The sequence below is a fragment of the Megasphaera vaginalis (ex Bordigoni et al. 2020) genome (assembly GCF_900240295.1).
Lineage (GTDB): Bacteria > Bacillota > Negativicutes > Veillonellales > Megasphaeraceae > Megasphaera > Megasphaera vaginalis.
This window is the reverse complement of record NZ_OEQB01000004.1, coordinates 169,636-192,164: the sequence shown is the minus strand read 5'-3', so window position 1 is coordinate 192,164 and position 22,529 is coordinate 169,636. Positions and strand designations below refer to the sequence as shown.

Genomic DNA, 22,529 nt, shown 5'->3' with positions numbered 1-22,529 from the left:
AAAGCCATCTCTTATGAGATGGCTTTTTCATTTTCCGGACCGATTGCCGTTTCGCGGCGCACGTGTCCCCACACAGCGCCGCCGACAAAGCCGATGAGAAAGGGCGTGATCCAGCCAAAGCCGTAAGACGACAACGGCGTGACCGCCACAATGACCTTAGCGGCTGCCATGCCGCTAAGGCCCGGAAACGCTTCAAGCAACGCATAGATAACGACCAAATAGGTCGCCCCTCTATACGCGCCGTCATTGGGAATGACCTTGGCAAACGTCCCCAAGACCATTAATGCCAGTACGGGCGGATAGGAAATGCTGTAGATCCACCCGATATACGTAACGATGCCGTCAACGCCCAAAAGCGCCGTTGCCGCCGATACCGCCGCCGTCACGATAACGAAAAAACGATACGACACCCTTCCCGCCGACAGCGCGCTGAATAATGGCGACAAGTAACGCGGCACGGCCAATGGACTGTTCGTAATCTCCGCTGACACAGGCCCCCATATAAAGAAGACTGCCATAAATAACCAGAAGCAGAATAACCGTAATCAGGCCGCACAACACCATCGCTTCATTGCGCGATTTCCGCGTCGTATACCCCTTGGCCTCGACGGCACCGATAAACAAGGAAGCCATGATGAAGCTGACCAGAACGTCACCGGTATTATATCCGCCCAAGAAAGCATTGACAAAAGCATTCTCCACAACGGGATCTGCCGGCGTCCCCAAGGGAAAAAAGATGCCAGCCGCACCGACAACAATGAGGATCAACGCCAATATCGGAGTCAAATATTTGCCCATCTTATCAAAAACGCTGCCTTCATCAAAGGTAAAAAAATAGGCGACGGCAAAATAAATCAGCACGCCGGCAGTAAAAGGCAGATCGGGAAAATTCCCCTGTACGCCAAGCTGAACGGCCGTCGCGCAAGTCCGCGGAATGGAAACAAAGGTACAGATAATCATCAGCAACGTTAATAAGATATGATACGTGTGCTTGCCGACATGTGCCGTAAGACGCCGCACATCACCGCACCGGTTAATAACCAGAAGCGCAAACACAGGCAACAGAATGCCTGACAAGGACAGCCCGAGCAGTGCCGGAAGAAAAGCGGTCCCGCTGCTCAAGCCCAACTGCGGCGGAAAAATAAGATTGCCGGCGCCGAAGTACGTCGCAAAAAAAGCAAATCCGAGAATAAAAACGTCTCGTAGCCGCACCGTTCGGCCGGCAAGTGTTTTCGTTTCAATCATGACGATTCCCCCTAACGAATGATTGCACAAAAAAATGCGTCATCATAACGATGACGCACCTGCAAAACCCCTATTGTCATCTGTCGCCATCGCCGTGGCGCTGGAATTGGCACCTTTCCTTCCGGAAGGTTGCCGCAGCGTCGTCGGGCCAGTCCCTCAGCTGCTCTAGATGCATATTGTAATGAGACTTCTTCACTATATACCGAAAATGCTCCCCCGTCAAGCCTATCCTTTTCCGTGCACGTTCTCGCACCAGCCGTTTCCCATGACCAAAATGTGGACAACCGGCTCAAAACAGCTGTAAAAAATGGCGTAATTACGCCATTTGTACAATTCTTCACACAAAATTTACCCTTTTCAGGATAACTTATACACAAAATCACAACACCTGTACACAGCCGTTTCGCCTTCCGTCAAGATTCCGCCTTATCCTCTCCAATATGCGAATAGCAGGAGATAAGCCACGGCTCTTTCCGCCTGGAGATATCTGAGTTATCCACAATTTAAGCGGTATCTCGTCTCGAAAAGAAGGAGAAAAAGCGGCGAAAAACAGGGCATTTAAAGCCTATACACAGACAGGCGCCAAGATTGTGTGTAATTTGTGCATAACATGTGGCATATGACGAAAAAATCAATCTACCTTGCGGCTCCAATCAATATGCACACCCAGTTCCATCCAGACCTTCGCCAGCGCCAATCGCATCGTTTCCCAACTGGCGACAGGCCGTTCTTTGATCGTCTCGAAAAAAGACAGATCGACATAGTTGTGAAGCGTCTGGCAGGTCGTCAGGTACTCGTAAACCTTTCGGTTGATCTCGTCATTACAAAGATGAACCTGTACGGTCCGTGTATCTGCATCGTATTGAATATACCCGTTATCATTCGTTCCCGTATGCGCAGCTATTTTGTATATGGCCATCGTAAAAAACCTCCTTCAGTTGCTGACTGTTTATTTTCTCGTCTCTCTATCTTGTGATAATTCCCAAAGAAACCCCTTCATGATCGCTTGTCTGCCGAACCGTTCCTGCAGTCTGTCGATCGCCGCCGTCACCTTTTCCTGTGTTTCCGCATCGTCAGAAAAAAGATCGCCCTGTATTTGCAGCGGCTGCAATTGACTGACCGTCAGCCCTAAAAGCCGTATCGGCTCAAACGCCAGATCTCTGGTAAAAAGCCGTTTGGCCGCAAAATACAACTGCGCTTCCGCGCAAGTCCCCATCGTATCCAGCGTCAACGACCGCGTCACGGTCCGAAACGACGCAAACCGGACCTTGATCGTTATCGTTCGCCCCATAAGGTGATTCCGGCGCAATCGCCAGGAAACTTCATTCGCCAAGATGCGGAACTGTTCGTCCGCTTCACGGCGCGTCTGCAGATCGTGCGGATAGGTGTGCTCGCTGCCGACAGATTGCGGCCGGCGGTGCACCGACAGCGGGCGGTCGTCAATGCCGCAAGCCAACTCGTAAATACGCCGCGCCTGCTTGCCGACGGTACGCTCCAGCGCAGTCGGGCCGACGGCGGCGATATCGCCGATGTGACGGTAACCGGCACGTTCCAACGCAGCGGCCGTAACCTTGCCGACGCCCCAAAGTCTGCGCACCGGCAACGGCGCCAGCCGTTTCTGCTCTTCACCGTAACCGATCAGAACCAGTCCGTCAGGTTTTTCCAAGTCCGATGCCAGCTTCGCCAAAAATTTGTTGGGCCCGATGCCGACGGAAGCCACTAATCCCGTTTCCCGCAAAATATCCGCCTTGATTGCCTTGCCGAGATCCGTGACAACCGTATAATGCCCTTCCATTCCCGAAATATCCAAAAAAGCCTCATCTAGCGACAAGGGTTCGATATACGGCGAATACTGTGAGAAGATAAGGCGTATTTGATGCGATATGCGCCGGTAGTGCGACATGCGAACAGGCAGAAATACGCCGTTCGGACAGCGCTGCCGCGCGACCTTCATACTCAGCGCCGAATGAACGCCGCAGGCTCTGGCCTCATAAGAAGCCGTCGCTACGACGCCGCGGTCCGTCAGGCCGCCGACAATAACCGGTAATCCGCGCAGAGCAGGGTTGTCGCGCTGCTCTACAGAAGCATAAAACGCATCCATATCCACATGCATAATCCAACGTTTAGGCATTTTGCAGCGCCTCTCTTTCCATTACTGCTATTATACAACGTTTTTCCCAGTAAAATATAGGTGATTTCTCATCTTTTATCACGCTGTAACCGCTGCAAAAAAGTTGCGAGTATGGTAAGATAATTACGTATAGGAGGCGAGCATATGGACTTATTCCAACTGACATACTTCATTGAAGTTGCCCATAAAAAAAGTTTCACAAAGGCTTCAAAATCGCTGCACATCAGCCAACCTTCCATCAGCAAAGGCATCAAGGCGCTGGAGGAAAATTGGAATGTCCGCCTTTTTGACAGAAACGGAAAAAATGTGGAACTGACGGAAATGGGAATCTACCTGTTGCCGAAGGCGGAAGCGCTGATCAAGGAGTTCAGTCAGCTGAACGAGGACCTGAAGGCGCCGAGCCTGCTGAATTCCGGCAAGCTTGCCGTCGGCATTCCGCCTATGGTCGGCTCTTCTTTCATCTCTCCTTTTATTCATTATTTCACGACAGCCTATCCCGATATCGAATTGGAAATCAAAGAAGTCGGCTCACAGGAAGTCATTTCGGCCATTGACGACGGCGTCATCCAGGCCGGCTTCGTAGCCTTGCCGATCACGACGGAAACGCCGTATGAATTCTTTATTTTCAACAAGGAATGTCTGGAAGTCGTCTTGTGGAAAGATCATAAGCTGGCAAAGAAAAACCAGCTGACCCTACAGGAAATCAAGGAGGAACCGCTCGTCTACTACCCGAAAACGTTCAGCCTGAATCCCTTTATCCGCTCTTTTTATCAAGAGCTCATGACCGATCCGAAAATCGTCTGCCAGAGCAGCAACTGGGATTTTCTCGTCGAAATGGTCCGCACCAAATTGGGCATCGCCTTATTGCCGGAAACGATCTGCCGCCGCATTCCCGACGGTGATGTCATCCATATTCCGCTGACAGATCCGCAGATTCCCTGGACCTTGGCAATGATCTGGAAAAGCAAAGGCTACTTGTCACACCCGACACGAACCTGGGTTCAGTCTTTCAAGGAATTTTTCAACAAACGGCCGAGCCGCAGCTGTCGGTAAGCGCCACGTTTTATCTCGAAATACCTTCTCGCCGGAGAGGGTATTTTTTTGTCGGAAAATTTCCTACAAAAAAATCAGAAATCTTCCGATTTTCCGATTCCCCTAAGTTTACGATAATAAAGATATCATAAACTACATCGAAAGGTGGTATTTTTCATGTTAGATTTTATTTGGCGTTTCTTCAAGACGTCACCCGATGCGGAGCCGATAACCGACCAACGTGTCGTCAAGCAAAAGTTTGACAGCATTCGCTGGCGTGTTTTCGCTTCCATCACGATCGGTTACGCTTTTTATTACATTATCCGTCAAAGCTATTCGGTCATTAAAAAACCGCTCCTCGCTTCCGGAATCGTCACACCGACGGAAGTCGGGGTAATCGGCTCCATTTTCTTCATTACCTACGGTTTAGGTAAATTCACGAACAGTTTCCTTGCCGACCGCATGAACAACAAACGGTTCTTTTCTTTCGGTCTTTTTATCTCTTCCTTGACAATGGTAGGTATGGGACTCGTGAATTCATTCGTTCCGTTGGCCATTCTTTGGGGCCTCAACGGTTGGTTCCAGTCTTACGGCGCCGGCCCTTCGATCGTCGCGCTGAATCAATGGTTCAGCAACAAACAACGCGGTACACTGTACGGCGTCTGGTTTACCAGCCATAACCTCGGTTCGTCCTTTGCCTACTTCGCTATTGCCGCCATCGTTTCCGCCTACAACTGGTCGATGGGCTTCGTCGCCGCTGGTGTCATCTCCTTGATCGGCACGGCCTTTATCTACTTCGGCATGAACGACCGTCCCGAAACAATCGGCCTGCCCAACGGCGCCGTGTATTACGGTGAAAAATCACAGGAACAGGTCGACGCGGAAAAGAAAAAATCCGTCGGCGCCATGCAGTGGAATGCCGTCGTCAAAAACCCTGCCGTCTGGATTCTCGGGCTCTCCTCGCTCTGCGTATACATTGCCCGGTACGCCGTCGAAAGCTGGGGCGTCGTCTACCTGACGTCCGCCAAGGGCTACGACATCATGGGCGCCGCCGGAGTCATGGCGTACATGCAGGTCGCCGGCATCTTCGGCGCGTTACTCTGCGGCTGGATCTCCGACAAGTTCTTTAATCACAAGCGCAATGCGCCGGCTCTCATCTACGGGATTCTTTATTCCGCTTCCATCGCCGGTTTCGTATGGGCTCCCCAGTCATTTACGACAGATTTGCTCTGTATGACCTTTTACGGCTTTACCATGGGCGCCCTGGTCTGCTACATGGGCGGTCTGATGGCCGTCGACATCGTTCCGAAACGCGTTACCGGCGCGGCAATGGGCATGATCGGCCTCCTCAGCTATGCCGGCGCGGCCATTCAGGAATTTATTACCGGTAAACTGATGACAATTACCGTCGTCGAAGGCGTAAAAACATATGATTTCGGCTATGCTACCGCATTCTGGGTCGGCGCTGCCGTCCTTTCCACACTCCTTGCTCTCCTTGTCTGGAATGCTAAGCCGCAAGACGATGAGTAATCGTTAACTAAAAAGAAGGCCATATATATGGCCTTCTTTTTAGTTGCCTTGAACCGGCGGTTGCAGATTATCGCGGCGACTGTCGGACAAGGCTCCGCCGGCCGGCAAGATACTGACGGCCGAAATAGTTTATGGTATGATGGAAGTAATAAACAGGTGCGGCTAAGGAGGAAACGTTTTATGAGATTGTTGCGGCCCATCGTATTTTTTTCAGTCACCGTGCTTTGCCTGCTCCTTGCCGGCTGCTCATCGCCGCAAGGGCGCATCGACTTTTCCGCCACACAAGACGAAGCGGCGTCAACGACGCCGGAAACGGCGGAAGCAAAGCCGTTGCGCATCGCCTTTGCTTCCGTTATGTCGCCGTTGGAAACTCGCCAGGCGTACCAGACGATGATCGACTATATCGCCGTCAAAAGCGGCAGGCCGACCAAATTGCTGCAGCGACGGACCTACGGTGAGCTGAATCGGCTTCTTGCCGACGGCGACGCCGATATCGCCTTCGTCTCGACAGGGGCCTATGCCGCTTATCGCGGCGGCAGGCCGATCGAAATTCTGGCAATGGTGCAAACGAAGGGAACCATTTTCTACGAAACCTACGTCATTGCCGCCAAAGACGGGCAAGTCCGCTCTTTCGAAGATACGCGGCAACGGGTTTTCGCATTCACCGACCCGATCAGCTATTCCGGGCGCCTTGCCGTCGATTACCGCCTGCTTGATGAACAGACGACGGCAGACGCTTATTTTCACCACTACTTCTATACATACAATCACGATAAATCAATCTGGGCCGTTGCCAATCACCTTGCCGACGCCGCCAGCGTCGACAGCCAGATCTACGAACACATGCTGGAAGAAAATCCGCAGCTCCGTGAAAAAGTGACGATCATCGCAACGCTTTCAAAAGCGCCGACGGGACCGGTCGTGATGCGCAGTGATTTGCCGGCAGCGGAAAAGGCCGCCTTGCGGCAACTGTTTTACGCCCTGGGCAGTGAAGCGTCGCTCCGACCGGCGCTGCGCCAGGCAATCATCGATCAGTTCATACCGCCGCAGCCGGAACTGTATGAGCCGCTGCGCAGGAATTATCTCCGCACACAGAGAGAGCCAGGTGAGTGAGATAAACGGACACAGTCTCTATGTAAAATTCAATATCCTCCTCGTCGGCGCCATCTTCATCAGCGGCCTTGTCATGGGCGCCGTACTCCTCTACACGACCAGCCGCTCCCTGGAAGAAAACCTTGACCAGACAGGCACGGAAATCGCCGTTTCCGTCGGCTCCGTCATTAGCAGCCAAATTCTCGTCGACGACCGCTTCGCCATTACGGAACAGCTACTGGCAATTAAGAACAAAAACCATCACGTCCGTTATATTATCGTCACAAAGCCGCAAGGAGACATCCTGACCAGCACCTTTACCGCCGGGCTGCCGCAAGGATTGCCGCAACAGCGACGACCGATAGGAACGACGGAATATGATACGATCACCTTTGACAGCAACGAAGGCTATATCCGTGAAATCATGTACCCCATTGACGACGGCTTAGTCGGTTATCTGCGCATCGGCATGATGGAAAATGAGATGTACGAGCTCCTGCTGCGCCGCGGTCTGGAATTATTCGTCCTCATCTTCGTCGTCTGCACCGTCGCGTCGTTCTTCGCATCCCGCTTCGCCTACGCGTTCCTGCTGCCCCTGCAAATGATGTCGGAAGCCGTCCGCCGTCTCGGCAGCGGCGATTATACCGTAACAGTCGAACCCGACGCGGACAAAGACATTGGCGGGCTGGCAGCCGCCTTCAACGATATGACCGGAAAGCTGCGGCAAAAAGACGCGGAGAATTCGGCCCTGCTGGCTTCGCTTCAGGCGAAAGAAGCGCTGCGTCTGCAACTGATCAACCGCCTGTTCACGGCCCGCGAAGATGAACGGCGCCGTATTTCCGGCGAACTTCACGATGAAGCCGGCCAATCTATGGCCTCCATTCTCGCCTATCTGCGCGTTCTCAGGGAATATATTCCGACCGAAACGGGACGGGCTCTCCTCGCCAATGTTCGTACCGTCACCAAAGACACGCTGGAAAGCCTGCGACGTCTCGCCGTCAACCTCCATCCGCCCCTTCTCGACGACCTGGGACTCGTCAGCGCCATGGAAAAATATATGGAAACCTTCCGCAGCGCCCATGAAGAACTGACGCTCGAATTTTCTCACACAGGAAATTTCGACGACCTGGCCCGCCCCGTATCCCTGCTCTGTTACCGCACGCTGCAAGAAGGGCTGACAAACATCGTCAGCCACGCTCACGCCTCCGCCGTATCCATCAGCCTGCAGCGCCTGGAGGGAACGCTCAATATGACGATCAGCGACGACGGCGTCGGCTTCAACCCGGACGACGCGGAAAAAGCCCGCCTGGAAAACCATCTGGGCCTCGTCAGCATGCGTGAACGAGTAGCATTGTTGAACGGCACGTTTACCCTTAACAGTATCCCGAAAGGAGGCACGACGATCCTCATTACCCTTCCCTTGCCGGAAGAAATGACCTTCGGATCGCCAGATCATGAATAAACTCCGCATTCTCTTAGCCGACGACCACCGCGTCCTGCGCACCGGTCTAAAGCTTCTTTTACAGTCACAGCCCGATTTTACCGTCGTTGCCGAAGCTTCTGACGGAAAAGAGGTCCTCTCCTTGTTGGAAACGGAAGAAATAGATGTCATCCTTCTGGATCTGTCCATGCCCGGCATGGGCGGCCTGGAATGCCTGAACCGTATCCGGAGCGCCGGTAACCCCGTAAAGATCATTATCCTCACGATGTACAGCGAGCAGCAATATGTCAAGGAGGTCATGATGCAAGGCGCCGACGGCTACCTCTGCAAAGATACGCTCGACACGGAGCTCTTTGCCGCCCTGCACAGCATCGCCGGCGGCAAGCGCTACCTCGGGGAAAAAGCGACGGCCGCACTCGTGGAAAGCCTCAGCGCCGAAAAACCGCCGGCGTTGTCGCAGCGAGAACTGGAAGTGCTGACCCTCATTGCCCGCGGCAATTCCCTTTCCGCCATTGCCGAACGGCTCTATTTATCGGTAAAAACCGTTTCCACCTATAAGACGCGACTCATGCGCAAGCTCAATTGTACAACGAATGCGGAACTTGTCGACTACGCTTTGAAGCGCCATTTACTGCACTGACCCGGTACTTGCACGATACGCCGCAATCACGCTTGCCGACACGCATAAAAAAGAGAACGTTTCAAGGGAAACGTTCTCTTTTTTACGTTTTTTTAATTACCTCCCGCCTTAGCGCGCCATCAGGTTACGACGCGTTTGGCGCCGACATAGCGCGATGACCAGTACGAACTGTTTAAATTATCGACGCTGACGCCGGCGTTCGTCGCGCTGATAAATTGTCCGTTGCCGATATAAATCCCCGAATGGGACACGCCGGGCAGATACGTCGAAAAAAAGACGAGATCGCCTGGTTGCAGGTTCGGTGCTGATACCGTATATCCGACGCCGTACTGCGCATCGGCTTCGCGAGGCAAGTCAATCCCGACGGCAGAATACACGTAACGGGTAAATCCAGAGCAATCGAAGCCGGCTGGCGTCGTACCGCCGAAAACGTAAGGAACGCCGATATACTGATTGGCAATCCCCAAAACGCGCTGCGCAATCGCCGTCGTGGCGCCGTCGATGGCAATGGAACCGCCGTAGCCGCCGTTGCCGAAACGACGGATCGGCCCTGTCGGCAATACTTGCCCCGTCAGCGCATAGAAAGTCGCCTTGCCGACGATTCCGTCGGCGTCCAGACCGCGCTGCCGCTGAAACTCGCGGATCGCCTGTTCCGTACCGCTGCCGAAAACGCCGTCGATAACGACGCTATATCCGTGCGACGCCAAGGCCTGTTGTACGACCTGAATCTCATTATCAGCCGTAACGGCCATGGGCGCGATCGTCTGACCTGTTCCTGCCGAAGCGGCGTCAGTCTTTTTCTGCACGAAATGACTGCATTTATTCTCCGGCAACGCTTTACCCATAATCGCCTTATACGTCTGCGCTCCGATAATGCCGTCGATATCCAAGCCGTGACTGGTCTGGAACGCGCGCACAGCTCCCGCCGTCCCGCTGCCGTAATCTCCGTCGGCGTCGACCGCATATCCTGCGGCATTCAGGGCCTGCTGTATTTCCAGAATCTGCGGCCCCCTGTCACCGGGATGGAACGTAGCGCCGGCAGGCAAAACAGCCAGAGCCGCCACTGCACAAGCCAGAATCATACCGTTGTAAACCCATTTCATATCGATACTCCTTTTGGAATAACTATGTGATATCCGATCCTCTTAAGACCTGCTCCCAAATCGTCGCTGAACAAAACAAGCTATCCAAAAGATCATCACTTTTGGATAGCTTCACATTTCTTACATTGTTTTTACATTATAGCACGGAACCGGCTGATCGTCAAAAACCGGCGCCGATTGACGCTTGATCTTCTCATCAGCGCCTTTTCGCTCAGGGAATCCCGAATATCTTCTTGCCGTTCGCCGCCGTCTGTGCCATAACTTCTGCACCGGTAATGCCGCGCAGGCGGGCAATTTCTTCAGCGACGTAACGGACATAGGCAGGCTCATTGCGATGACCGCGATGCGGCGGCGGCGTTAAATAGGGGCAATCGGTTTCGATCAACATTCGTTCCAGCGGCAAGGCGGCGGCAAGGCGCTTGGCTTTCTTCGAATTCGGAAACACCGTCGTCCCCGTAAAGCCGATATAAAATCCCATTCCGATCAATTCCTCCGCCATTTCCAAACTTCCCGAATAGCAGTGAAAGACGCCGCGACATCCTTTGCCGTATTGCCGTAAAATGGCCAGCGTATCGCCATGCGCTTCACGGTCATGAATATCGATAGGCATATCCAACGCGACCGCCATTTTCACCTGCTCGATAAAAACGGCCTGCTGAATTTCCCGCGACGGTTCCGGCCAATGGTAATCCAGACCGACTTCACCGACAGCGACCACTTTCGGTTCCTCTGCCAGCCATTGCCGCAGCTGCGCAAAGGACTGCGGCGTCGCTTTGGCCGCATCTTCGGGATGAATGCCGACGGCGGCGTAAACCTGCGGATACGCGCGGGCCAGCGTAATCGCTGAAGCTGATGTTTCCAGATCCGTACCGGGACACAGCAAATAGGACACCTCTCCGTCAAAGGCCCGCTGCAACATGTCTTCGCGATCGCCGTCAAAAGCGGCGTCGTTGATGTGGCAATGCGTATCGAACAGCATCAGCGCACACGGCTTCCCGGCGCCATGCCATCGACAAAGACAACTTGAAGATGGTCATTGCCGTCGGACGCGGCGAGGATCATTCCGGCCGAATCGACGCCGCAAAGCTTCGTCGGCTTCAAATTCGTCACGAGAATGACATGGCGCCCGATCAGCTCTTCCGGCTTGTAATACTTGGCAATGCCGCTGACAACTTGCCGTTTTTCCGTCGCCAAATCGAGTTGCAGCTTCATCAGCTTTGCCGTTTTCGGCACTTTTTCACAGGCAATGACCTTGGCGACGCGCAAGTCCGTCTCACCGAACTGATCAATCGTAATTTCCGCTTTCACCGGTTCCTTCGCCGCCGGGCAGACGGGTGCCGCCGCTTCTTCCTTATCCTCGGCGATTTCTTCTTTCAAGTCGTACCGGGGAAAGAGCGCCGCCCCTTTCTGCACCGCCGTACCGGCAGGATAAGCGCCCCAGGTCTGTACGTCGTCGAGCCGCACCGCGTCGAAATCATGCAGCCCGAGTTGTTGCCACATATTGGCAGCGCTCTGCGGCATGAACGGACTGATCATGACGGCAATCATGCGAAGCGCTTCAACGAGATTATACAGTACGCTTTGCAGCCGTTCCGCCTGTGTCGGCTCTTTGGCGAGAACCCACGGCGTCGTTTCGTCTATATATTTGTTCGTGCGGCGCACGAAAGCCCAAAGCTCATTCAGGGCGTCATTAACCTTCATCTCGTCCATCTGAGCCGCAAAGAGTTCCGCCGTCTTCGCCGCCACTGCCGCCAATTCATCATCGACACCGGTTCTGACAGTCGCCGCCGCCACAACGCCGCCTTCGTATTTTTCGACCATCGCCAGCGTCCGCTGCAAAAGGTTGCCCAAATCATTGGCCAGATCCGAATTAATGCGGTTAATGAAGGACGGCAGAGAGAAATTGCCGTCCTGCCCGAGACGGATCTCTTTCAGCAAATAATACCGGAGCGCATCGGCGCCGTACCGTTCGATAAGCGGCAGCGGATCAACGACATTCCCCAGCGATTTGCTCATTTTCGTGCCGTCGACGATGAGCCAGCCGTGACCGAAAACCTTCTTCGGCAACGGCAAGCCGCAACTCATCAACATGATCGGCCAAATAATCGTATGGAAACGAACGATCTCCTTGCCGACCAAGTGCAGATCGGCAGGCCAGAATTTTTCGAACTGCTCCGTATCCGACCCGTATCCTATAGCCGTCAAATAGTTGGCCAACGCATCGAACCAGACGTACACGACATGCTTCGGATCCCAGGGAACCTTGATTCCCCAGTCGAAGGAAGTGCGCGAAACACAGAGGTCTTCAAGGCCGCTCTTAACGAAGGCGATCATTTCGTTTCGCCGTGACTCGGGCTGGATGAAATCAGGATTTTCTTCAATAAAACGCAGCCATCTTTCGGCGTATTTATTCATTTTCAGAAAATAGCTTTCTTCCTTGACCAATTCGAGCTCTCTGCCGCAGTCCGGGCAGACGTGCTTGCCGTCAGGCAGCTTATTTTCAGGCCAGAAAGTTTCACACGGCGTGCAGTACCAGCCTTCATACTGCGATTTGTAGATATCGCCGTTATCGTAAGAACGCTGCATCAGCGCTTGCACCACTTTTTCATGGCGTCTTTCCGTCGTTCTGATGAAGTCGTCATTGGAGATATTCAACTCTCGCCACAACTGCCGGAAAAGGGCGACGATTTCATCGACATATTGGATAGGCGTCATCCCCTTGGCCTCGGCGGCGCGCTGTATCTTCTGTCCATGCTCGTCGGAGCCGGTCAGGAAAAAAACGTCGTCGCCGCGCAGACGGTGAAAACGTGCCAAGGAATCGGCAATCGTCGTGCAATAGGTATGCCCGATATGCAGCTTGGCGCTGGGATAATAAATAGGCGTTGTAATATAATACGTTTTCTTTTCACTCATGGGATGATCCCCTCCTGTACCGGCAAATGAGCCGGCTGTTATAAAGTCAATACCGCCTGGTAGACCTCGCGCCGGGACACGCCGCAGCGCTTGGCGACGATACGGATAGCCTCTTTTTTATCTGCGCCGCCGTCCATCAGCTCCCGAACCAGCGCCGGATAATCGGCGTCCACTTCCGCCGTCGCCGGCGCCGCACCGGCGACGAGCAGAACAAACTCCCCGCGGCTGCCGCCTGCAGCCAGCGCGGCGTGGAGAGAAAAAAGCGTGCCGCGCAGATATTCTTCATATTTTTTCGTCAATTCCCGACAGAGTACGGCGCTGCGGTCGCCGAAAACCGCCGCCATTTCAGCCAGCACGGCTGCGATACGGTGCGGCGCTTCATAAAAAATAAGCGTGCCCGCCGTCTCTTTCAGTCCCTCCAGAACAGGCGTCCTGTGCTTTTTCGTCTTCGGCAAAAAGCCGACGAAAGTAAACCGCGTCGTATCCATGCCGGACGCGATCAGTCCCGTCAACGCCGCATTGGCCCCCGGCAACGGCACAACCGGAACGGCCGCCGCCAACGCCAGGCGAACCAGATCACTGCCGGGATCGCAGATGGCCGGCATACCGGCATCGCTGACAAGGGCGATCATCTCGCCCTGCCGCAGTCGCTCGATAAGCTGCGGCCCTTTTTCCGCCTTATTATGTTCGTGGTAGCTGAAAAGGGGCGTTTCAATGCCGTAAGCCTGCAAAAGAAGCTTCGTACGCCGCGTATCCTCGGCAGCGATCAGATCCGCTTCACGCAGACAGCGGACGGCGCGGTACGTAATATCTTCCAAGTTGCCGATAGGCGTCGCGCAAAGATATAACGCTCCCTTCTGAAAAACTTCAGCCATACAAGCCTCCTCTCCGCTCAACGCCTGCCATATAGCTGCAGTACTTCCGCACTGTACGAACCATCCGCTTCATGCACGATAAGCGGCGCCGCGACACTGAGGCCGGGACTGCCGCCGCGAACGGCTTCCAACAGGAATATCTTGCTCTCTTTAATCGTCGTGCCGTAAACGAAGCGCAGCAATTTCGGCTCCATGGCGGCGCTGCGCAGCGCCGCCAGAATCTGCGGCAAGCGCTCCGTAATATGAACGAGGCGAAAGCGACCGTGATATTTCAACGCATATTTTGCAGCGGTCATAACATCCGTAAGAGAAGCCGTCTCTTCATGGCGGGCCCGGCGAACGCCGTCGCTCTTGCTATATGCGCCGCGGAACAATTCTCGGTACGGCGGGTTGGCATAAACAAAAGAAAACTGACCGCTTTCCGCCCACTGTCCGATATGTCGGTAATCCTCTTCGATCACGGTAATTTGCGAAGCCTTCCCGTTCATCGCGACATTGCGCCTGGCAATATCGGCCATGACGGGATTCAATTCCGCCGCCACAATATCCGTAGCGCCGCGGGCCGTCAGGAGCAGCGGAATCGCCGCCGTCCCCGTCCCCAGATCGAGAACGGGCCCTTTGGGAACCGTTCCGAAATGAGCTAACAGAACCGTATCGAGAGAAAAACAGAACTCATCGTCGCGTTGAATGATCTTCATACCGCCGGTGAGCAGATCATCAAGCCGCTCGTGGTCATGCAAATCAATGGTCATCTTCCGGCTCCGCCATATCCGACCAGGCAACATTGACACTGCGGCCGGACTCCAACTGCACCCGAACGGTACGATCCTTCATATGCACGCGAAGAATCGTGCCCAGTCCCTCGTCAGTAATAACGCGTTTGCCGACAGTCGGCAGTTTCTGATGCTGATTGCACTTCTGACAATTCTGGCATTTTAATTCCCCCGACGTGTACAGGGGATTTTCATACCGAAGACAACACATGAGCCGGCCGCAGATACCGGATATTTTCGTCGGATTCAGCGACAATCCCTGGCTTTTCGCCATCCGAATGGAAACCGGCTTGAAATCACCCAAAAAGGAAGCGCAGCAAAGAGGCCGGCCGCAATAACCGATGCCGCCGATCATTTTCGCTTCATCGCGCAGGCCAATCTGCCGCAGTTCGATACGCGTCCGAAAGACAGAAGCCAGATCGCGAACGAGTTCACGGAAATCAATACGGCCGTCGGCGGTAAAGAAAAAGATAATCTTCCCCATATCGAAGGTATAATCGACATCGATCAGTTTCATCGGCAACTTATGTTTTTCTATCTTTTCCAGACAAATGGAAAAGGCTTTTTTTTCTTTCTCTTTATTTCGTTCAAGCTGTTTATAGTCCTTCGGCACGGCGCGCCGCAAAATCGGTTTCAGCGGCTGCACGACATCGTCCTCCGCCACCTCACGGGGCTCAATGGCGACTTTGCCGAATTCCATTCCCCGCGCCGTCTCTACGATAACACCGTCGTCTATGTCAAGGTCTATGCCGCTGGGGTCAAAATAATATACCTTCCCGGCCGGCTTGAACCGTATCCCTACAACGATCAACTAAACTCCTCCTTTTGCCTGCAGGAAGCCGAGACAAATATGATCCCGGATCAAGGAACCGTTGACATTCCGCGTCATCGCTTCCCAGCTTTCTTCAAGAACGCGAAGCAGTGTAAACACCGCCGCGTCGTCCCAATAAGGCAATAATTGCACTAATTCATCAAAGCAGCCCTGTAAACACAGCGCCGACTGCGGCAGACCGGCGCGAAGCACCGCCAGATCCCGCAAGACAGCCATGAGAACACGGATGAAAACCTTCATTTCCGCTTCGTCAACGGCGGCGACAAGAGTAAGCCATTTCGCATACGGACTGGGATGCGTCGCCAATATCTGCAGAAATTGCAGCGCCGCCGTCACCCCTTTTGTTCCTCTGCCTGATAAGAAATCGAGAGCGGCCTGCAAATTGCCGCCGCTCCAGCGAACGGCTTCCGCATATTGCTCCCGGCTGCCGCCGCAACAGCGAGCCAGTCCGTCCAACAAGTCGGCGGCGGCAATGGGCTGAAACGAAAATACCGTACACCGCGAGCGGATCGTCGCCAGAAGCAAGTCCGGCTGATCCGTCAACAGGATAAAATAAACGCCTGCCGGCGGCTCTTCCAACGTCTTCAGCATCCTATTGGAAAATTCAGCATTCATCGTCTCTGCATGACGAATGACGCAAACCCGCTTGCTGCCGCTGTCTCCCTGAAGGATCAGCGCTTCCTGAAGCTGTCGAAACTGCTCCACTTTCAGCCCCTTCCCGACAGGCGCCAAACAGAAGACATCGGCGCCGTCGCGAATCATAGCGCCGCCGGCTTCATCCCATGTCTGCAAAACGCTGCGGCCGACCATAGCGGACGCGACAGCACGGGCAAACGCACTCTTGCCCAAACCTGCAGGACCGGCAAACACGGCGGCATGCGGCATGCGGTCGGAAGAAAGGAGATGGGCCAATCTTTTTTTCAATTCTCCGTGCCCGATAAGGCCGGCGAAAAAAGCGCTATCCATATCGTTTCCTCCATACTGATCATGGTTACTCTTAATTTAATTATTATAAAAAAAATCGGCTGTAAAGTCCAGTTTTACAGCCGATTTCATCTTCTCCGACCTACGGTTTCAGCGCTCCGCATTCACCGACAAAGCCGCGCAGCACATTCGGTATTTCCAGATTCTTCGTTCCGGCTCCGTAAGCAATAGCGGTATGAATAAACTCTTTCGGCCGCGGCCCGCTGTAAACGGCCAAAGTCCGAACCAGCGCCGCGCCTGTCGGCGTGACCAGTTCACCTTTGATCGTCGTACTGTAATAGGGCAAGCCCGTCAGCAGTTCCGCCGTTGCCGGCGCAGGTACCGGCATAAGGCCGTGCGCACAGCGAACGAAGCCGCTGCCGACATGAAGCGGCGACGTGCCGATCTGCTCGATCCCCAGATAATCAAGACACCAAATCGTGCCGACAATATCGAGAATACAGTCAACGGCACCGACTTCATGAAAATGCACTTCATAGGGAGACGTGCCGTGCACCTTGGCTTCCGCGCCGGCCAGTTCCCGAAAAACAGCCGTGCTTTTCATCTTGATCGTCGCGGAGAAAGGCGCGGCATGAATGATCTCTTCAATCTCTTTCAACCCGCGATGGCTGTGGTGTCCATGGGGCGCTCCGCCTGCGGCGTCAGCATCCGGAAGAGTGTGCGGCTCGTGGTGTTCGCCGCAACCGTGCGAACGATGTTCCGACGCCGCGGCAAGAATCACATCGTAATAAAGGGCCTGGATACCCGTCTTCACGACGGACTCACAGGTCATTGCGTAGCCGGTCAGCCCTAAAGACGCCATGGCGTCCTTAAACGCCGCGAAAGGCACGCCGCATTGCAGCAACATACCGACAAACATATTACCGCTGATGCCTGAAAAACAATCCAAATACAATGACTTCATCGCCTTCGCTCCTTTTTCATCTATTCCGTCAGCAACTGCACGGCGGCGTCCAAAAGAGACAGCCCCAACACCGAGCCCATAGCGCAATCCGCATGGGCCGCCGTCTGCAAAAACGGCTGCATTCCCAATTTCCGCATCTGCATGCGGTGAACCGGTTCCACATATGCCGCCGACGGCAGAACATAGTCAAGGGCGTGCGGACAAAGAGCCCCTGCCGTCAGCACAGCCGCACCGGTAACGGCGTTATCGAAAACAACGGCCAGACGACGCTTTGCCGCCGCCAAAACAACACCTGTCAGCGCAGCGATATCAGGAGCGCCGAAGTACTGGAGAATGCGCAACGGTTGCCGCCCGTCCACACCGGCTTTTTCCCACAGCCCCTGTAAATTTTTCATTTGCCGCGCCGCATGCGTATCGGCCCGAAGCAAATCGAGATTGGCGGACAAAAATGGCGCCGTCACCATAAAAGCCGAAAGCAGAGCGCGCTCACCGAGATTGCCCAAGGCAATGGCGGTATACCCTTCATCAGCGAGATTTTCCGCCACCTGAACGCCGCTGAACAAAGCATCGAGCATTTCATCTTCCGTCATCGCCGCTTGCCTGCCGAAAAAGCGGCTGCCATGCATCACTTTCAATACCTGGAATCCCGGTGATTCGGGCAGATCCGCTTCCAGACCGACGTCCAGCAAAAGAACTCCGGCCCCGATCCGATGGGCGATCTTATTGACGGCCCCCCTGCCGGAAGCGATCTCCAACGCGTCGGCTTTACTGTTTCTTCCTTTCGTTTCATTTTCACCGCCGTCTACGGCATGATCGGCGGCAAAAATGACGACCCCTTTCCGCAGCGGCGCTGGCGCCGCCGTTCGTCTGATGCCGGCCAACTGCGTCGCCAGCGCCGCAAGTCGTTTGTCGCCGTCAACGGAACGCATCTTTTTTTTGCAAACTGCCGCTGCCGCCGCGTCAGCCGGTTCGATCGCCCCGATCAAATACGCCAATTCACTGTCCATTTCGGTCCTCCGCAAATAGTTTTATTCCCGTTACGAGAAAAACCGGGGAACGAAAGAACGACTCCCGTTCCCCGGCTCCGCACCGGTTACTCCGTTACGCCCTGCTCCTGCAGCCATCCTTCCATCGCTTCCAACGAAGCCGGCGCCGTCAGCAATGCGCCGTGGTTGCCGTTTTTATAGACGACCAGGGACGGAATGAATTCGACCTGAAGGCGCTGCGCCAGTTCCGGATCATGATCGGTATCAATTAACGCGAGCGGTAAGCGACCGTCGAACTTCTTATCCAACTCGTCGAGAAGCGGCCGCAGCTGCTGGCAATGAGAGCACCAGGTTGCCGAAAATTCAACGAGAACCGGGCCTTCCGCCTGTTCTACCTTTGCTGCAAAATTTTCTTTTGTCACCGTAAATAACATGGAAACATCCTCCTCTCAGTAACGCGCCTTCCTGCCGGGAATCCTGCGTCAAGGCACCGTAACATCTCCGCACCGCCGCTTCAAAATCCGGTTCCGAAAGAAACGGCGGGACGCTCCCGATAAAAAGGGCAAAAGGCGATTAACTTCATTTGTCGCGAGTTCACAAATACCGCCGACAGGGGAAACCAGGCTCGCAGCCCGCGCCGCCGGCAGTAACCTTACCCCACAACTGCATGCAGCGTTACGGCTGAATTGAAAGGCAGTCCGGCATTTATGCGTTGCCTAGGTCATGACACCTCTCGCCTGATTCTTAGTCAGATTATAGCACGCCGTACCATTAATAGCTATATACAGGTCTACAAGGGTTCACAGTTGCCCTTTGGAAAATTCATAAAGTTTTTTCTGTTCCAATTATTCAATCATCAATCCGGCAATAAAGTTAATTCATTAGTTTTCTTTAAATTTCATTTTATTTTAACCTCGTTCCCTTTAAATAAAACACTTTACTTAATTTATACAGTATGACGGCAATATATACTTGAATTTTTTATTCCAAGTTATATAATATACTTATATAAATATATTTGTATCATAATAGTTATATTATTGTGACCAAACAAATATTTATCAATTTACAAAGGAGGTTTTTGTATGAACGGTTTGTTTCTTGTTATTATTTCTGCCTTGATCTTCGTGCTGGCATACCGCTTCTATGGCGCATTCATCGCTGCCAAGGTATTGACGGTAAACCAATACAAGGTCACGCCGGCCTTCCGCTTTGAAGACGGTCATGACTACGTACCGACGAATAAATACGTCGTTTTCGGCCACCACTTCGCAGCTATCGCCGGCGCAGGTCCCCTCGTCGGACCTGTCATTGCCGCCCAATTCGGTTATTTGCCGGGCGCGTTATGGATCATTATCGGCGGCGTCCTCGCCGGTGCGGTTCATGATATGGTCATCCTTTTCTGTTCCATGCGTTATGACGGCAAGTCCATTGCCGAAATCGCCAAGGCGCAGATCAGCGACGGTGTCGGACTGGCCACCTCTTTCGCTGTCCTGTTCCTGAATATCCTCGCTATGGCGGGGATGGCCGTCGTTATCGTCAATGCGCTGCATGACAGCCCTTGGGGAACGTTTACGATCGGCATGACGATTCCTATCGCCATTTTCATCGGTATCTACATGCAGTATCTTCGTCCCGGCAAAATTCGGGAAGGCACCATCATCGGTGTTGCCCTGACCCTTCTTGCCGTCGTCCTCGGTCCTTCCGTTGCCGCTTCGCCGACTTTGGCGCCGCTCTTTACGATCAGCGCAAAGGGCATCGGTATTTCTCTGATCATTTACGGCTTCGTTGCCGCGGCTATTCCGGTCTGGCTTTTACTCGCACCGCGTGACTATTTATCGACGTACATGAAAATCGGTACGATCGGGGCTTTGGCACTCGGCATCATCATTGTCGGTCCGATGGTGCAGATGCCTGCTGTAACCCAATTCGTATCCGGCGGCGGCCCGGTCATCACCGGTCCGGTTCTGCCGTACATCTTCATCACCATTGCCTGCGGCGCCATCTCCGGTTTCCACGCCATGATCAGCACCGGTACGACACCGAAGATGCTGATGAACGAACGCTCCATTCTTCCTGTCGGTTACGGCGCTATGATTACGGAATCCTTCGTCGGCATGATGGCCCTGATTGCCGCCACCAGCCTGGTTCCGAACGATTACTTTGCGATCAACTCGACGGCACAGAACTTCGCCGCCCTGAATATTCCCGTTGTCGATCTGCCTTCACTGAGCCAAATGGTCGGTGAAAATGTAGCGCACCGTCCGGGTGGCGCTGTATCGTTAGCTGTCGGCATGGCCTTCATCTTCTCCAACATTCCCGGCCTTGATCACCTGATGAACTACTGGTATCATTTCTGCATCATGTTTGAAGCCCTGTTCATCATGACGATTCTCGACGCCGGTACACGTGTCGGCCGGTACATGCTTCAGGAACTGGTCGGCCGCGTATGGCCGAAATTCGCCGATCCGCATTGGACACCGGGCGCCTTGATCGCATCGGCTGTCATCTCCGGCGCTTGGGGTTACATCGTACTGCAAGGTAATTTGTCCACAATCTGGCCTATTTTCGGTGTATCCAATCAGCTTCTGGCCATCATCACATTAGCCATTTCGTCCGTTGTCATTTGCAGCATGGGCAAAGCCCGTTTCGTCTGGGTTACAGGACTCCCCTGGGCGTTCCTAACGGTCGTCATTTTCTGGGCCGATTACCTGAACATGTTCAACATTTACTTGCCGAAAGGCGAATGGCTCCTTTTCAGTGTCTCCGCCATTATGGCGATTCTTGTCATCATCGTCAGCATCGGTTCTCTCCGCAAATGCCTTGAACTCGCCAAAACGGTTCCCGCCAGCTATCTTACCTCAGCTGACGTAGAAGCGGATGAATTGAAACGACTGAAAGAATTGGAAGCGACAGATCCTATCGCTCGCCGTTTCGAAGAACAGACGATTCAAAACCATTAATTTATATCTATGCGCTTCATCAAAAAGCCTCTCCTTTAAAGGAGAGGCTTTTTCTATACAATAACCCGTTCATCGTCTATAATGAAGAGAATTATCGGAAGGAGATGACTTTTTTGTCACAGCAAACCACCCCCTGCAATGACTGCCCCCGCCGCTGCAACAGCGCGCGGCCGTATACCGACGGCCGTACGACACCGCGTGCCGGCTTTTGCCGCAGTCCGCTGCAACCGGTCGTAGCCAGAGCGGCGTTGCACTTTTGGGAGGAACCGTGCATCAGCGGCAGCCGCGGTTCCGGTACCGTCTTTTTTTCGGGCTGCAATCTACACTGCGTCTTTTGTCAAAACGCCCAGATCAGTCAAAACTGTCACGGCGTTGCCGTTTCCACGGAAAGACTGAAAGAAATCTACGGGGAATTAATCGCACAAGGCGCACACAATATCAATCTCGTCACGGCAAGCCACTTTATCCGCGCCGTCTGCGAAAGTTTAGCAGAGCCGCTGCCGGTTCCTGTCGTCTATAACTGCGGCGGCTACGAAAGGTTGGCTGCCATTGAAAAATTGCGCGGCAAAGTACAAATCTATCTGCCCGATTTTAAATACAGCACCGCCGAACCGGCAAAGCGCTACAGTAACGCTGCAGATTATCCGGCAATAGCGACCGCCGCCATTCGCGCAATGTATGACCAAGTCGGTCCCTACGAACTGGATGCAGACGGCATCTTACAAAAAGGCGTCGTCATTCGCCATCTTATCCTGCCGGGACAACTGGAAAACACCAAGGGCGTCATTGACTGGGTAGCAAAAACGTTCTCGGAAGGACAGGTTCTGTTCAGCTTGATGCGGCAATATATCCCCTGCGGCGACGCTGCGACTTTCCCGGAAATCAATCGTCGCCTGACGAAGGAAGAGTATCGGAAAGCGGAGCAATATCTCTTTGACAGCGGCATTGAAGACGGCTTTGTACAAGAAGCAGACAGTGCCAGCGACGATTTCATCCCCGCCTTTGACGGTACCGGCGTGATAAAAAAGTAGGAAACAAAACGGTTCAATAACCGGCCCGGCAACCGCTGCACGCTCTTCATGCCC

19 protein-coding genes, 1 pseudogene and 1 riboswitch are annotated in these 22,529 nt (G+C 53.7%); of the genes and pseudogenes, 7 read left to right on the top strand and 13 right to left on the bottom strand.

Annotated elements, in window-relative coordinates; genetic code table 11:
• Positions 1-11: 11 nt before the first annotated feature.
• The 3 genes and pseudogenes from C0977_RS06700 to C0977_RS06690 form a co-directional block, all read right to left on the bottom strand.
• Positions 12-1,245 (bottom strand): annotated as a pseudogene (locus tag C0977_RS06700) (branched-chain amino acid transport system II carrier protein).
• A 73-nt stretch (positions 1,246-1,318) separates the two neighbouring features.
• A riboswitch (SAM riboswitch) is annotated at positions 1,319-1,421 on the bottom strand.
• Between the two features lie 455 nt (positions 1,422-1,876).
• Positions 1,877-2,164 carry a hypothetical protein gene (locus tag C0977_RS06695; RefSeq protein ID WP_023053144.1) on the bottom strand — a complete coding sequence of 96 codons (288 nt, stop codon included), beginning with the start codon at positions 2,162-2,164 and terminating at the stop codon, positions 1,877-1,879.
• Between the two features lie 30 nt (positions 2,165-2,194).
• Entirely contained in the window at positions 2,195-3,376 is a 1,182-nt protein-coding gene (locus tag C0977_RS06690; RefSeq protein ID WP_101912844.1) for a DNA polymerase IV, read from the bottom strand.
• Between the two features lie 144 nt (positions 3,377-3,520).
• Between C0977_RS06690 and C0977_RS06685 the strand changes: the two genes are divergently transcribed.
• From C0977_RS06685 to C0977_RS06665, 5 genes are all read left to right on the top strand, one after another.
• Complete coding sequence (locus C0977_RS06685; protein WP_101912843.1) at positions 3,521-4,429, top strand: LysR family transcriptional regulator; 909 nt, start codon at positions 3,521-3,523, stop codon at positions 4,427-4,429.
• Positions 4,430-4,585: 156 nt separating this feature from the next.
• Positions 4,586-5,938, top strand: coding sequence for an MFS transporter (locus C0977_RS06680; protein ID WP_023053150.1), 1,353 nt, complete (start codon positions 4,586-4,588; stop codon positions 5,936-5,938).
• Positions 5,939-6,118: 180 nt separating this feature from the next.
• Positions 6,119-7,051: a phosphate/phosphite/phosphonate ABC transporter substrate-binding protein gene (phnD, locus tag C0977_RS06675; RefSeq protein WP_101912907.1), complete on the top strand. Its 933-nt coding sequence runs from the start codon at positions 6,119-6,121 to the stop codon at positions 7,049-7,051.
• The gene (locus C0977_RS06670) at positions 7,044-8,492 is read left to right on the top strand and encodes a sensor histidine kinase (RefSeq protein WP_023053907.1); all 1,449 of its coding nucleotides are present in this window, start codon (positions 7,044-7,046) and stop codon (positions 8,490-8,492) included. Before phnD ends, C0977_RS06670 begins: the two co-directional genes overlap by 8 nt.
• A complete protein-coding gene (locus C0977_RS06665; RefSeq protein ID WP_023053906.1) occupies positions 8,485-9,111 on the top strand; it encodes a response regulator transcription factor in 627 nt (208 codons plus the stop codon). Before C0977_RS06670 ends, C0977_RS06665 begins: the two co-directional genes overlap by 8 nt.
• Positions 9,112-9,230: 119 nt before the next feature.
• Here C0977_RS06665 and C0977_RS06660 read toward each other — a convergent pair whose 3' ends face one another.
• The 10 genes from C0977_RS06660 to C0977_RS06615 form a co-directional block, all read right to left on the bottom strand.
• Positions 9,231-10,214, bottom strand: coding sequence for a peptidoglycan-binding protein (locus tag C0977_RS06660; RefSeq protein ID WP_023053909.1), 984 nt, complete (start codon positions 10,212-10,214; stop codon positions 9,231-9,233).
• 211 nt (positions 10,215-10,425) lie between these two features.
• Positions 10,426-11,193, bottom strand: a complete 768-nt coding sequence (locus C0977_RS06655; protein ID WP_101912842.1) for a TatD family hydrolase — start codon at positions 11,191-11,193, stop codon at positions 10,426-10,428.
• Positions 11,193-13,127, bottom strand: a complete 1,935-nt coding sequence (gene metG / locus C0977_RS06650) for a methionine--tRNA ligase (RefSeq protein WP_023053958.1) — start codon at positions 13,125-13,127, stop codon at positions 11,193-11,195. The genes C0977_RS06655 and metG overlap by 1 nt, the downstream gene beginning before the upstream one ends.
• A 38-nt stretch (positions 13,128-13,165) precedes the next feature.
• Complete coding sequence (gene rsmI / locus C0977_RS06645; RefSeq protein WP_023053935.1) at positions 13,166-14,002, bottom strand: 16S rRNA (cytidine(1402)-2'-O)-methyltransferase; 837 nt, start codon at positions 14,000-14,002, stop codon at positions 13,166-13,168.
• 17 nt (positions 14,003-14,019) lie between these two features.
• Positions 14,020-14,754, bottom strand: coding sequence for a tRNA1(Val) (adenine(37)-N6)-methyltransferase (locus C0977_RS06640; RefSeq protein ID WP_023053955.1), 735 nt, complete (start codon positions 14,752-14,754; stop codon positions 14,020-14,022).
• The gene (locus tag C0977_RS06635) at positions 14,744-15,586 is read right to left on the bottom strand and encodes a PSP1 domain-containing protein (RefSeq protein WP_101912841.1); all 843 of its coding nucleotides are present in this window, start codon (positions 15,584-15,586) and stop codon (positions 14,744-14,746) included. The genes C0977_RS06640 and C0977_RS06635 overlap by 11 nt, the downstream gene beginning before the upstream one ends.
• Complete coding sequence (locus tag C0977_RS06630; protein WP_023054050.1) at positions 15,587-16,573, bottom strand: ATP-binding protein; 987 nt, start codon at positions 16,571-16,573, stop codon at positions 15,587-15,589.
• 100 nt (positions 16,574-16,673) lie between these two features.
• Positions 16,674-17,495: a LarC family nickel insertion protein gene (locus C0977_RS06625; RefSeq protein WP_023054043.1), complete on the bottom strand. Its 822-nt coding sequence runs from the start codon at positions 17,493-17,495 to the stop codon at positions 16,674-16,676.
• 20 nt (positions 17,496-17,515) lie between these two features.
• Positions 17,516-18,502 carry a nicotinate-nucleotide--dimethylbenzimidazole phosphoribosyltransferase gene (locus C0977_RS06620; RefSeq protein ID WP_101912840.1) on the bottom strand — a complete coding sequence of 329 codons (987 nt, stop codon included), beginning with the start codon at positions 18,500-18,502 and terminating at the stop codon, positions 17,516-17,518.
• Between the two features lie 86 nt (positions 18,503-18,588).
• A complete protein-coding gene (locus C0977_RS06615; RefSeq protein ID WP_023054034.1) occupies positions 18,589-18,915 on the bottom strand; it encodes a thioredoxin family protein in 327 nt (108 codons plus the stop codon).
• 651 nt (positions 18,916-19,566) lie between these two features.
• On the opposite strand from C0977_RS06615, the gene C0977_RS06610 reads away from it, so the two are divergent.
• Positions 19,567-21,444: a carbon starvation protein A gene (locus C0977_RS06610; RefSeq protein ID WP_101912839.1), complete on the top strand. Its 1,878-nt coding sequence runs from the start codon at positions 19,567-19,569 to the stop codon at positions 21,442-21,444.
• A gap of 104 nt (positions 21,445-21,548) precedes the next feature.
• On the top strand, positions 21,549-22,475 hold the full coding sequence (locus C0977_RS06605; protein WP_101912838.1) for a 4Fe-4S cluster-binding domain-containing protein: 927 nt from the start codon (positions 21,549-21,551) through the stop codon (positions 22,473-22,475).
• Positions 22,476-22,529 lie beyond the last annotated feature (54 nt).